The sequence below is a fragment of the [Clostridium] symbiosum genome, assembly GCA_036419695.1.
Lineage (GTDB): Bacteria > Bacillota > Clostridia > Lachnospirales > Lachnospiraceae > Otoolea > Otoolea symbiosa_A.
The window spans coordinates 3,186,373-3,200,472 of sequence record CP143946.1 but is presented as its reverse complement, the minus strand read 5'-3'; the positions used below and the strand labels follow the sequence as shown (position 1 = coordinate 3,200,472).

At 49.5% G+C, this 14,100-nt stretch carries 7 protein-coding genes and 1 pseudogene; 6 read left to right on the top strand and 2 right to left on the bottom strand.

The genetic code is table 11. The features are described from left to right. Positions 1-71 precede the first annotated feature (71 nt). The 4 genes from V3C10_14610 to V3C10_14595 all read left to right on the top strand — a co-directional run bounded on the left by V3C10_14610 (position 72) and on the right by V3C10_14595 (position 6,863). The gene (locus tag V3C10_14610) at positions 72-3,656 is read left to right on the top strand and encodes a DUF5717 family protein (protein ID WVP60535.1); all 3,585 of its coding nucleotides are present in this window, start codon (positions 72-74) and stop codon (positions 3,654-3,656) included. Between the two features lie 75 nt (positions 3,657-3,731). Next, positions 3,732-4,955, top strand: a complete 1,224-nt coding sequence (locus V3C10_14605; GenBank protein WVP60534.1) for a DUF5716 family protein — start codon at positions 3,732-3,734, stop codon at positions 4,953-4,955. Beyond that, complete coding sequence (locus V3C10_14600) at positions 4,952-5,764, top strand: hypothetical protein (protein WVP60533.1); 813 nt, start codon at positions 4,952-4,954, stop codon at positions 5,762-5,764. The genes V3C10_14605 and V3C10_14600 overlap by 4 nt, the downstream gene beginning before the upstream one ends. A 175-nt stretch (positions 5,765-5,939) precedes the next feature. Further along, positions 5,940-6,863 (top strand): DMT family transporter, encoded by a 924-nt coding sequence (locus V3C10_14595; GenBank protein ID WVP60532.1) that lies wholly within the window; start codon positions 5,940-5,942, stop codon positions 6,861-6,863. Between the two features lie 207 nt (positions 6,864-7,070). Here V3C10_14595 and V3C10_14590 read toward each other — a convergent pair whose 3' ends face one another. Together V3C10_14590 and V3C10_14585 are read right to left on the bottom strand one after the other, a co-directional pair. Next, the gene (locus tag V3C10_14590) at positions 7,071-8,081 is read right to left on the bottom strand and encodes a nucleoid-associated protein (GenBank protein WVP60531.1); all 1,011 of its coding nucleotides are present in this window, start codon (positions 8,079-8,081) and stop codon (positions 7,071-7,073) included. Between the two features lie 1,068 nt (positions 8,082-9,149). Further along, a complete protein-coding gene (locus tag V3C10_14585; protein WVP60530.1) occupies positions 9,150-10,847 on the bottom strand; it encodes a CvpA family protein in 1,698 nt (565 codons plus the stop codon). 477 nt (positions 10,848-11,324) lie between these two features. Between V3C10_14585 and V3C10_14580 the strand changes: the two genes are divergently transcribed. Next, positions 11,325-12,506: an amidohydrolase gene (locus tag V3C10_14580; GenBank protein ID WVP60529.1), complete on the top strand. Its 1,182-nt coding sequence runs from the start codon at positions 11,325-11,327 to the stop codon at positions 12,504-12,506. Between the two features lie 34 nt (positions 12,507-12,540). Continuing rightward, a pseudogene (locus V3C10_14575) lies at positions 12,541-13,942 on the top strand (YfcC family protein). The last annotated feature ends 158 nt before the right edge of the window (positions 13,943-14,100 follow it).

Genomic DNA, 14,100 nt, shown 5'->3' with positions numbered 1-14,100 from the left:
TTTATGTAGTGTAATTGCGGACAAAGTATGATAGAATAATTACCAACGAGAGCGACAGCAGGTGGTAAGATATGAAAGAAAGGATTAACCGTCTGGCGAAGGGAATTATCGATTCGGAACTTCCGAAGATAATATGGACGCCGGATGTAATTGAGGAAACCGTACGGGTCGGCACGACCGTGAAGAGGGAGATTTTTATCGGCAGCGAGAATGGCCTGAATGTAAAAGGGTTTGTCTATTCTTCCAGTATCCGCGTGCGCATTCCAAATGACAATAATACGTTTGGAGGACTCCGGAATCATATAGTCTATGAAGTGGATACCTCTTTTTTATCCGCGGGAGATGAGATAGACGGTTCTTTTTATCTTGTAACGAACTGCGGGGAGAAGGAAATCCCTTATCTGTTCCACGTAGATCTCGCCTCATCGGGCAGAATACTCGGGAACCTGAATACGGCAAAAGACTTTTTAGAAGTCGCGGAGCATGATATGGATACGGCTCTGCGCCTTTTAGAGTACCAGGATTTTATAGAAGCGCCCTTTATGCAGGACATGCATACAAGGGCTATTTACGATGGACTGAAAGGCCATGGGAGCAGACAGAATTTCATGGAAGAATTTCTGGTGGCCCTGGGCGTCAAGAATCCAATCCGTCTGATGATCGAGGACGGAAAGAAGATATACGATAATCCGGGCAGGCTCCTGGAGGATTCCATCACAATAAGAACCGACACATGGGGTTATCTTTACCTCGAAGCATCGGTGGATGGAGATTTCATCCACCTGCCGAAGAAGAGCGCAACCCAGGCCGATTTTAAGGATGGAACCCTCAGGCTGCCGTTTACCATTCTTTCCGATCGTCTTCATACGGGAAGAAATTACGGCGCCGTTCTGATCAAGACGGCCAGGGGCATTACAAAGATTCCGGTGGAGGCCACCCTGAGCAGCAAAGCAGCCGACGCGGAGCGCGCCGCATTCCGGGAGGAGATGAAGGAATACCTGGAGCTGCGCCTGGAATACGAGAGCGGCATGTATGAGGATGCATTGATTTTGAACCAGATGCAGAAAGAGCTGGATCTAATGAAGATGACGAGCGAGAATCTGATCCTTTCTCTTTTACAGGCGGAAATCTACGTCCTGACCGGACGTCAGGACAAGGCGTGCCTGATTCTCGACGAGGTCAGGGACAGAGTTCTGGCAAAGCGGCTGGAGCAGAAGGAGCTCTACTGTCTTTACCAGTATCTCCAGGTGAAGATCTGGAATGATCATGAACAGAAAGATTCCCTGATCCGTCTGCTTCAGAAATACTGTTCCGATGAGGAACGGGGGCAGAACGATTTTATGCTCTATCTGATGTTATTAAAAGTGAATGAAGAGTTATTTGAAAATCCGGTGACGGTTCTTATCAGCATGGAGCAGGAGTTCAAGGACGGCTGCCACAGCCCGTTTTTGTATGTGGAGTGCCTGAAACTGCTGGAAAAGGAACCGGGATTTTTAAGAAACATGGCCCGTTTTGAACTTCATGCCCTTTATTTCGGCGCAAGGCGCGGCATGATGAGCCGTGAACTGGCTCTGGCGGCCGCGAGGGCCCTGAACAGCGCCAAGGGATTCAAGGAGCTTTATCTGAAACTCCTCTGCACATTATATGAGAAATATCCGGAGCAGGAGATTCTTTCTTCCGTATGCTCCATGATGATAAAGGGCAACTGCCGCGGAAACCGTTACTTTGAATGGTATGACAAATCCATCAAAGCGGGAATCAGCCTGACCAGACTGTACGAATATTTTCTCTATTCCCTGCCGGAGGACTACGGGAAACTTCTGCCCAGGGAGGTGCTTTTGTACTTTTCCTATGCCACGGAGCTGGATGCGCACAGCCGTTCCGTGCTCTACAGAAATATCCTGAGCTACACAAAACGCGATTCCGATATCTACCGTCTCTATGAGAGGGCGATTGAACAGTTTGCGCTTGAGCAGCTTTTTGCCGGGAGAATAGGGAGCCGCCTTGCGGTCATTTATAAGCATATGATCTATAAGGAACTGATCGATACCCAGATGGCCAAGTCCCTGCCGGCAGTTCTTAAGTCGAACCGGATCAGCTGCCGTGACGCGGCAATGCGTTATGTCGTGGTGCGCCATGAGGAGCTGATGACGGAGGATGCCTATCCGCTCCACGACGGAGTGGCCTATGTGCCCCTTTTCTCGGAGCGGGACATTATTCTGTTCCAGGACGCCTATGGGAACCGGTACCTGAATATCCGCTATGACAAAGCGCCGGCCATGGAGGATGTGGATGAGCTTTTGGAATGCTGTTTCGAGGTTTATCCCGATCACCCGGTTCTCTTCGTCAATGCCTGCTATGAGGCCATGGAGAAGGAGGAACTGAGTGAGGACAATGCGGCCCTTTTAGAGCTGGCGGATCAGAAGATGAAACTGCACCCGCTGTTCCGTTCCCGCATCCTGTCTTCAATTGTAAAGTATTACAAAAAGATGGTGGATGAGAGCGGGGACGGCACGAGGAATAACAGTGTGGCTTACCTGCTGTGCCTGGACAAGGATTCTCTGACCAGGCAGGAGAGAAGCGGCGTCTGCGAGACGTTGATCAGACAGAATTATTATTCGGAAGCGTATGAGATGATCTGCCGTTACGGTACGGAGGGCATCCAGGTAAAACGTCTTCTGAAACTTTGCACAAAGATGGTGCTCCAAAACCTTTTCGACGAGGACGACAGGCTGCTTCACCTGGCTTATCAGGTATTTCTGGAAGAGAAGAGCGACAGCGTCATTCTCGATTACCTGTGTGAGCACTTCAACGGAACCGTAGATCAGATGTACCATGTATTGATGCAGGGAATCAAGGAACATGTGGAGACCTACGATCTGGAGGAGCGCCTTGTGGCGCAGATGCTGTTTACCGGCAGCACGGAGAAGATGGACCGTGTCTTTGAACTGTATGCATCCAGGAAGAAGACGAGTGAAAACGTGGTTAAAGCGTATTTTACCGTAAAGAGCGTGGAGTATTTCCTCTATGACAGGACGACCGAGGACAAGGTTTTTGCCTATCTGGAAGCGGCTGTCAACAACAGTGTGGAGAAAGACAAAGTGCCGGACATCTATCTGCTGGCGCTTACCAAATACTATTCCACTCTCCCTGCGCTTTTGGACGGGCAGAGGGAGCTGTGCCAGTCGGTTGTGGATGTCCTGATTGAGGCGGGAATGATTTTTGCCTACTTTAAGGATTTGGCAAAGTTTATTATGATACCAGGTAATATTCTGGATAAGGAAATCATCGAATATCATGGCAATAAGGAGACAAAGCCGTATCTGCGCCTCCGGATTCTTCCGGAAGAGGAGGAATACCATTACGAGGATATGCGTCCCGTGTATAAGGGGATTTATATCCGGGAGAAGGTTCTGTTTGAGGGCGAGATCATGGAATATCAGATTCTGGAGGATGAGAACGGGGAGCGGAAGAAAGTGGCGGAGGGAAGCATTTCCTGCCGGGAGGTGACGGCCAGGACGCCGGGCAACCGTTTTGCCTGCCTGAACGAGATAAGTCTTTCCCTGGAGCTGAAGAACGAGGCGGCCCTGAGAGAACAGATGGAAGAATATTTAAAGAAGGATGCGGCGGTTGCAGCGCTGTTCACATTACAGTGAGCGGCTGTTCTGAATACTGCGTTTTGGGCAGTCGGTGAACAGGATTGTAAGTGACCTTGAAAGGACTTTTAGAGAATGGACGGACTTGTAATAGGAATTGATTTATGTGATAACTACACACATATTTCGTGCATGGAGCCGGAACAGACCTGGGTAATACCCACAGTCGTGTGCAAGAACAAGAATATCGACGAATGGTATGTGGAGGAGGAAGCTTATGCCCACACCCTGGTCGGTGACGGGATCATGGAGGATAAGCTCCTGACACAGGTACTAAAGGACGGAACCGCGACAATCGGAGGCATCAAATATGAGGGGATTTATCTCCTCAAGATGTTCCTTGAAAAAGCTTTGGAACTGCCGAAGAAAGCCTCAGGCAAGGAGGATGTGGCCAGCCTGGTCATTGCGGTGGACTGCCTTGAGGTAAAACTGATGGACAGTCTTCTTTACTGTGCCGATTATCTGAAAATTCCCCGGGACAGGGTGCACCTGATCAGCCATACGGAGAGCTTTGTCTATTATGTCATGAGCCAGAAACGTGAAGTCTGGAGCAACCAGGTCGGGATGTTTGATTTAAGCAACCAGAGCCTGCGCTACTATGAGCTGAAGGTACAGAGGGGTCTGCGGCAGATGCAGGTGGTGGCCGACTGCGATAACCTGGATGAAGGATTCCACCTGGATGTGCTTGATAATACGGCAGGGGCCAGACTGGCGGACCGTATTCTCTGTTCCTGCGCGGACCGCATTCTTCAGAAGAGGCTGTTTTCCGCCATTGTACTGACGGGAAAGGGATTTGAAAATACGGAGTGGGCGCCGGAATTCATGAAACAGGTGTGCAGCCGGAGAAGAGTTTTCGTGGAAAACAGCCTGTTTTCCAAGGGAGCGCTGATGAAAGCCGCCGATTATCTGCAGGAGAAAACATCGTATCCTTTTATCTGTATCTGTGAAGGCAGGCTTAAGACGACGGTCTCCTTAAAGGTCCTGAATCACGATAAAGAGGGGCAGTTAGTTCTGGCCGCGGCCGGGGACAACTGGTATGAGGCGAAGAGCACCGTGGATTTTATCGTCACGGGGACGCCGGAGGTGGAATTTACGATTTCCCCGCTGGATCCCAAACGGAAGAAGCTGGTGAAAATCGAGCTGTCCGATTTCCCGAAGCGTCCGGACCGGACGACCAGAATCGAACTGTCGCTGGGCTTTTCCAATGACCGGACGATGGTGGCCGTGATAAAGGATAAGGGGTTTGGCGAGCTTTACCCTGCTGGGGATACGGTGATAAAGCAGGAGGTTATATTATGAGCTTGATACTTTGCAGGCATGAGCCGGTGAAACATCCATATTTTATCGATCGCCTGGGAATCCACATCACATCCTCCCAGGAGCTTTGCTATGTCATTTATAATAATCCTCTGCTGGCTATGGGAGGCTTTATCGACGATAACCTGATTGCATTTATCCGTTCCGAGCTGGATATGGCGTTTCTGGCGGGAAAGTTGGAAACTTATAAGAAAAGCGGGGAGGATCCCGATGAGATGATTTTTATCATCCTTCAGGAATGCTACTACTATACGGCGAGGGAGATAAGCAAATTCCGTCAGAAGATTGCGGCATACAGAAAGATGAGCGCCGCGGAATTTACAAAAGAGACGGCCGATTTCTATTTCAGGCTGAAACAGTACGGAACCGCCGTGCTCTACTATGAGAAAATCCTGGACGACTGGCGGCTCAAGTCGTTGAGCGATGAATTCACAGCGAAGATCTGGAATAATATCGGCGCTTCCTATGCGGGGATTTTCTGGTTTGAAAAGGCGATGGCTGCTTTTGATATGTCCTACAATTTCCAGAAGAACAGGGATACGCTTAAGAAGATTTACCAGCTTACCCTGCTGAACCCGGAGCTGGCCTTAAAGGAACGGTATGAAGCCCTGATTACGAAAGAGGAAAAGGACGGATGGAAGGAAGAGCTTGAGACAGTTCTTAAGGAGGCTTCCGAGGACGGGAAAGTAAAGGAAGTGGAAAGTCTTTTTGACCGGGATTCAATTAAGCGGATGGCCGGAGCCGGAAAGATGCTGACCAAATGGAAGCAGGAATACAGAAAGATGATATAGCGCCGAAGCCCTCCTGCTGCACCGCCTGCCCAGCAGGACGGATGACCGGTGAAAGTACCGGGAGTTTGTGGGAGGATACCGGGCGGTGCGTTCGGTATTGCGGCTTCACATCGGTGACTGTGAAGGTAGCGAATCGTTACAGAAAAGTTAACAATAACCTGGGAGAAACTGTGGAATGAAAGAAGTTAAAGGGTCTGTCTATGCTGTCATTTCAGCAATTATATTCGGCTGCATGCCGATTGTTGCAAAATACCTGTATGCCGAGGGATGCAACGCGGTCAGCCTGGTCGTATACCGTTACAGCCTGGCTCTGCCGGTGCTGTTTATCCTGGCGCTCAGGGAGCAGGCAAAAGATGAAAAAGAGAGGGAGGCTGCGGGAGAACTTAAAAAGCGCGATTACGGGATGCGGCTTACGGTGTCCCAGCTCGTTCAGTTTATTATTCTGAGCCTGGGATTTTCACTGACCCCAATCCTGTTATTTTCCTCTTACAACTATATCTCCAGCGGCAGCGCTACCACAATTCATTTCAGCTATCCGGTGCTTGTAATTCTTGCATCGGTATTCATTTTTAAAGAGAAGGCAACGTGGACCAAGATCGCTTCGGTCGTTTTCTGCGTGATTGGCCTCGTCCTGTTCTATGAACCGGGGCAGGAAAACGGGATGATGGGAATTCTGCTGGCCCTGGCATCCGGAGTCACCTATACGTTTTACATGATGTATTTTGAGCGGAGCACGCTCAAGTTTATGAAGCCGTTCAAAACGAATTTTTACATGTCCCTCGTCTCGGGCGTGATGGTCTTTGCACTTTCGCTGGCCACGAGAACTTTTGTGCTGTTTCATTCGGCCAGAGGCTGGGCGGCCGCGTTCGGATTCTCCTTTATGCTGATTGTGGTGGCCTGTGTGCTGTTCCAGCTCGGCATAGCCATGACCGGGGCGCAGAAAACCGCGATTCTCAGCACCTTTGAACCACTCACCAGCATTGTGCTGGGAGTTGTCTGCTTTGGTGAGGCGGTGGGAGTGAAGACGGGGCTCGGTGTTCTTTTTATACTGGCGTCCGTTATTTCGATTACGGTGTTTGGCAGAAAAAAGGCGGCATGAAAGCGGTGTGAGAAGGCTGGGCGGGTGGCGCTTTGAACGGTATGGCATCCCGTGTTATACATATTCCGATGAAGATGGGAACGTAATAACTGATATGTGTTTTTATGTGCAATAGAAAAAACAGCAAAAAAGAATGATACGAAAGATAACTCCTGTCTTCCGGATCATTCTTTTTTTACAACGGTTTGCTTACCGGCGGCCGGGTGGTTACCGGCTTGTAAGCTGTCCGATATTTTTAATCAGCACGGATATGGTTCCATCTTCATTTGTAATAAATTCCACGTGATCCGGATTTCTGTATTCTTCCATCGGTATCGAGATTTCGATACCCGTGTCGGTGGTCAGGTGCTGTTTCTGGAACTTTTTGATGGTCTGTTCACTCCTTGGCTGGACGGTTTCATAGGACATATTATACTTGTCCAGCTTCTCATCCAGCTCCACCTGCATATCGGGGCTGTCCGGAAAAATCTTTTCCTTAATTGTGGCGACCTTGATCTCCCCCTGCTCCTCCAGCTCGGTACAGAGAACATTTTTAATTTCCATTCTGCGCTCGGGCGCTTCATCACCGTAATATTTCTTGTTCACCTGTTCCACTGCTCTTGTTACAATATCCAGTTTGGATTTCTGGGAGAGGGGAGCGTGGCACTCCAGGAACAGTTCGGAGAAATAGAACCGTTTTTCCCCGTTGACTTCATATTTTTTCTCAGTCAGGAGAATGCTGCCGTCCGACAGATTAACGACAAAGGCCTCGGAGAGCTTCTGTCCCTGGGCGGGGAGCAGGGCGCGCTGAAGAATAATCTCATTGCGGTTACCGCCGTCGGCTTCCCTGGTGGCATGGGTGTAGGATGTTTTATAATTCATCTTCAAAAATGCCAGATAGTCGTCACCTGCACAGCTGAATACCAGGATGGCAATATCGGCGGCTGGAATGTCGATGTTGGAGTTCATGATATCATAGAGATTTTCGGCAAGTTGCTTGCTGGTCGCCACAAAGTTCTCAGGCGTGCAGTTCTCAATCAGTTCCTTTAAAGGGGAGCTGTCGGAAAAGCGGCACTGCTTAATATCGTCGCTCTCGGTAATCTTCTCAATATGTGCCTTTAAAAAGTCGGAAAAATCCGGGCCAATCTCCATGGCCTGATCGGAGAGCACCGGAATGCCGACCGATGAATCCAGGATGTGGATGATGGCTGCTTTCATGATTATATCGTCACTTTTCATTGTGTTGTCCTCCCTACGTATGGTACTGCGATGAGGCCGATGCATTATGTAAGAGTCTGTACGGAGCCGGCGGTTTTCAGGGCAGTATTAGTATTATAGCGGAAATGGGAGGGAAATTCAACAGGAGGTGGTGGTGAGAAATGAGGACGCCGCCGGGACGGCCGGGGGGACGGGATGGTGAGGGGGAGGTTATGAGTCTTCAGTCCCGGTTTGAAGAGCGTCGCGGGTGGGGAATCCGGGCAGAAAAAGTTCCTGCGGGAAACGCTTGCGCTCGTTGGAGTACATAGCGGACACTAACCTCGAAAAGACCTCGGTAAGTGCCGATGGACTCCCAGGTTCCCTCCGGAATCTTTTTCTCCCTCCTCCCCCACCGGGAAGGTTATGGCCGGGACTGAAGACGCGAACCTTACCGCCATCCCGTCCCCGGGCCGGAGGCTGTTGAATTGTCCTGTTTCTTCACCAGGGGGGAGATATGGTTGCGCCCACTATATGCATCCGATGATTTTATGGTTTCTGGATATCGCAGTCAGTGAAGGAAAGTTAGCAAATTACAGTTGAAATTTCTGTTTTTTTATAACCGGTTTAAGATTATAAAGGGGCAAAATAATCATAAATAAGAAAAGGCGCTTTTTCCGATGTGGAACAAAAATTATGTTCTGATATCAGAAAAAGCTCCTTTTTTAAGTTATAAACTTAATAAGAGTGAATGTTGACAGGAAACGAGTAGTGACAGCGGCAATACCTGCCCCGCACTTGGTGGAGGGGACAGTCAGCCGGGGGATGGTGGCGGGCGGGCGATCTACTATGGCGTGGGGGCTTCAGTCCCGTCGATAATCTTCCCAAAGGGGGAAGGAGGACGAAAACTTTCCGAAGGGGACATTGGAATCCGCCGGCACTTGGGCGTCGTATTGTGACGCCTTAGTACCGCTGCGCATTCCACAAGCGAAAGCGAGTCCCCGCAGGAATTTTTTCGTCCGGATTCCCCTGCACGACAACCTCACCCGGGACGGAAGACCCCTCGATCCACCTCACCATCCCGCCTGCCACCATCCCCCCGGCGTCCCCTCATCAATTAAATATAAACTCTATGACATCCCGCACATTCCCCTCATCCGTATAATTGAATTTTACCCGCTCATCGGCCTTCATAAATGGAAGTTTCTCCGATACGGTAATCTCCGCCGTATAAACCTGCGTGCTTCCCTTCAGGGTGAAGTAGTAGCAGGTATTCCCACCCACTACGGCGCTCTCGATGGCGTCGATGGTACCGGAAATCTCTGTTCCTTCCTTAACCTCCGGAATTTCCACATCTTCCAGGTTCAGGGCGTTGCGGTAATTTCTCTTTGCCTCGTCAATCGTCTGGCCTGTTCCTACAATCTGGTACTGCTCCACGTCGACGAATGCGTACATCTTAACAAGCCCGGCGGCATCCTTCAGGGAGATAAAGTAGGTCGGCCTGTCGGAAATGTTCAGGAGCAGCGGGAAGGTTGCGGTATAGTTCAAGTGCTGTACCTGGCCTTTGGCAGACTCCATTGCAGACAGTTCGGTGGCTCCGGGAACCGCGTAGAACTGCGTGTCTTTTGTCCTTAAGTTAACCAGCACGAAACCGATATTGGATTCATCGGAGGTAACGGAACTCATACCCGTATAAAGATAAACGTCATCGTCGATTGCCAGGTAATTGTATCCGTAGGTGGTTCTTCGCACGTTTCGCTGGCCGAAGATGGAGTTGATATAACCGTTCTGGAACCTTCCATTGTCGTCCAACTGCTCGATGATCAGGTTGGAATCGTAAAGCTGGTCGATCCACTGAGGAACATCGGCCTTGTCATAGTAAGCCGATTCTCCCGTCTCCGCGTTTACAAGCACGGCGCCGTCGATATCCTTGCCGTCCCACCAGCCGATCCGGTAGGCGATAGTCGGGGCAACCCAGTAAGGCGTACCCTCATCGTCGATCTCAAAAGAGACGGTTTCAAACATCTTTGTAGGATATTTAAAACGGATATAGCGGTAAATGTTGCGGAAGAAATATTCACTGGTTGAGTATTTCATACCCGATTCGAGCCATACAAGATTGGTGTCCTGGTTTACCATATCTACGGCGATATAGGCCGGAAGACCGGTTCTCATATTATAGAGCCATTTGACCGGGTCGGCGTAGGACAGCGGCGTAACGCGGTAAGGCGTGCCCTTGTAGTTAATCTGGGTGTAATTATTAAGAATTTCAAACTGGGAGACAAGCTCCGTCATCTCGCCCAGCTTCTTGCTTCCCAGCCTGGATGCAGTATCCTTGTCAACGACCGGAATCTGTGACATGTTAAGTTCGGATACGTCGGAGGTGAAGTCACCGTCGGTGATGGTAATCAGGTCACGGTAGCGTCCGGCATTAAATATCTTGAGTCCCAGCGCCGAGGCCAGGAGCATCAGTGCGATCAGGACTGCAATGGCGATGAAACCGTACTTCAACGGTTTGCCCATATTTACCTTGCCTTTATTCTCACCCGGGGTCTTGCGGAAGACGACCTGGCCCGTCACCGGATCTCTTGTCATCTCCATTCCGCGCCCGCTGCTGAGATTCTGGATAAAATCTTTGACATAGGTGAGGAAGTTAACGACCAGGAAAATGATGATGCAGGAAATCAGATAAATGATAAAATTCTTATCCTTTAAATTGATGGCCGGCAGCATCGAATAAAACAATAGAAACATAAGTACTGCAGAAATGATGATTCTGGTGATCATCGATGAAACTTTCTTAACTTTCATAGGTTCCTCCTTTAGGTGATACAGCCTATTGTATCCAGAAATGGGGAGAAAATCAAGGAAGAGTATGAAAAAAGTATAAGACAGCATCAATTGAACTATCAGCGGTACTTTGGACCTGTAATTTTTACAAATTATCGGAGGTGCCGGAGCGGCCGGCGGAGGCTCGGATTGCGCGGCTGATATTTGAATTACGGTCCGGCCCATAAGGGAGTCCCGCCGCGGCAGGACGGGAACGAACGGAAAACGTCAAAAATCCGCATTATATGACTGATATCTGAAAAAATACAAAATAAAATAAAATACACAAAAAACATTGCAGAGCAGATACAGGTGTGATATAATTCTTTTTAAAGAGCTGTTCTTTAAGTATGCTTTAATTAAAGAACGACAGAGCTGAAGAGTACTTTAATTGGGAACCTGGTGTGTGTCTCCGCACGGCGGAGACGGTTAAGAGGAAACTCAGAAAGGATGTGTGCTATGGCAGAATACAAACTGTCGGAAGTAAAGAAAGCGGTGGAGGGACACTTTCAGAAGGCGGCTGAACTGAGCTGCTACCTGAGGGAACATCCGGAACTGCCGGATCAGGAGTTTGAATCCAGCCGAAGGATGGTGGAAGTGCTGAAGGACGCGGGATTTGAGGTTACATACCCTTATGCCGGATACGAGACGGCATTCCATGCCCTGTTTGACAATGGGGACGGACCGGAGGTGGCGATTCTGACGGAGTATGACGCGCTTCCTGAGATTGGGCATGGATGCGGTCACAATCTTCACGGCTCGCTTTCGGTGCTGACGGGACTTGCGTTAAAAGATCTGAAGGACTGCTATAAAGGAAAGGTCCATGTAATCGGAACTCCCGCAGAGGAGGAGAACGGCGCAAAGATAGGCATGGCAGCCCAGGGCGTGTTTGATAATATGTCCCTGGCCATGATGATGCACAGCTGGTCCGGAGGAAAGTGCCGGGCGGATATGGATGCTCTCAGCCTGCGCTGCTACTTTGTGGAATTCTACGGGCAGGCGGCCCACGCGGTAGCCGCTCCCTGGGAAGGAAAGAGCGCCCTGGCGGCGGCCAGGAAATTCATGGATTTGATCGATGCAAGGCGTGAATGTTTCACACCGGATGTCCACGTCAACAGTATCGTAGTGGAAGGAGGAAAAGCACCCAATATCATACCGGATTATGTGAAACTCAGAATGGAATTCAGGACGGCTACGATGAAATCCATGGGAGCGGTGGATGAGATGGTAAAGAAATGTGCGGACGGAGCGGCGATGGCCCTCGACTGCACGGTGAAATTCACGACGGTGTTCGAATTTGCGGATATGGTCCGCAACATGACACTGGAGGAGGAAGTAATTGACCAGTTTGAGTCCTTTGGCATGCCTACAACGGGGGTAGAGGCAGCCAGCGGTTCTTCTGATGTGGGAAATGTAAGCTATCATTGTCCGGCGATCCAGCCGCTGCTTGCAATCACGGATGAAGACTATGCATTGCACACCGAGGCGTTCAGGGATGCAACAGCCCTGCCGCAGGCGGAGAAGGCAATGGAAAACGGGGCCTGTATCCTGTCCCTGATGGCTCTTAAGATATTTAATGATGAAGCGTTCAGGAATAAGGTTTACGCGGAGTTTCAGGAGCAGGTGGAGAAGAGAAAGTAAATAAACGGGTCTGTCTTATGAGAGGAGAGAACATATGAGTAGTGAGTTTGCAACCAAAAAGAAAAAGTTTAAAATGCCTCATATTTTATGTACTTCTTGTTTCAATTATTATTATTTGTGCGATTGCATCGTGGATTCTTCCGGCAGGTGAATTCGAACGTGCTTTGAACGATGCCGGAAGGGAGATGGTAGTTCCCGGTACATATCACATTATTGAGTCCACTCCGGTAGGCTTTTTCACCCTTGTTCAGTCACTCTACAACGGTACTGTGGATGCAGCGGGAGTAACATTCTTCGTATTTATTTCCTATGCTTCCATCGGACTGATTATCGCCAGCGGCGCATTTAACGGTCTCGTTGCCAGCATGCTGAGAGTGTTAAAAGGTTCCGCAAGAGCCGTCATCATCCCGGTATTTATTACCCTGATTGGATGCGCCAGCTCCACCATCGGTGTATTCGAGGAGATGTTCCCGTTTATCCCGATTTTCGTAGGAATTTCGATTGCCATGGGTTATGACGCAATCGTAGGCCTGGCCATTGTTGCCCTTGGTACAGGACTCGGTTACAGCGGCGCCGTTATGAACCCGTTCACGGTCGGAATGGCCCAGAGTATTGCCGACATCCCACAGATGTCCGGCGCAGGTTTCAGGATTGTCTGTCATCTTGTCCTGATTGCCGTTGCTTCCGTATACGTCGTACGTTATGCCCTGAAGATCCAGGCGGATCCGTCAAAGAGCCTTGTTTATGGGGATAACTTCGACACCCTTACCATGGATTCGGATAATATCGAGAATGAGCGTTTTGGCATCAGGGAAAAACTGGTTCTTGCTACACTTGTTGTAGGTATTATCGTAATTGTCTGGGGAACAAAGACAAAAGGCTGGTATTTTGCCGAACTGAGCGCTGTTTTCCTGTTAATGGGTCTTGTCAGCGGATTTATTATGGGTTGGGGACCTAATGTGATTGCGGAAAAAGTGGCCAAGAGCTTTTCCGAGATTGCGGTTGCCTGTATGATGATTGGTATTGCCCGCGGTATTCTGGTAGTGCTCCAGGCAGGCCATATTATTGATACGATTGTTTATTATCTGTCCATCCCGCTTTCCAATCTTCCGGGAGCGATTTCTGCAATTGCAATGTTCCTGGTGCAGACGGGCCTCAACTTCTTTATCCCGTCCGGTTCCGGCCAGGCGGTAACAAGTATGCCGATCATGGCGCCTCTGGCAGATTTGATTGGTATTTCCAGACAGTCGGCCGTTCTGGCATTCCAGTTTGGCGACGGTCTTTCCAACATCATGTGGCCTACTGCCATGACGCCGATTATCTGCGGTATCGCAGGCGTCAAGATTGATAAGTGGTGGAAATGGTTTGTACCGCTTTTCATTGCACTTGTTATTACACAGAGTATCCTGATGGCTGTTTCCATTGTAGTCTGGTAATAAAACAACCGCCCGGAATCCAAATCAATAACAAAATATAGTATCGTAGATAAGAAACTGCCCGGGGCTTTTAGGCCGGGCAGTTTCTTTACATTAAGCGGCAATGAAAAGTTCGCGAAGCGTGCCTTTCGTTGTTTATTTTCTAATCACATCCTCCA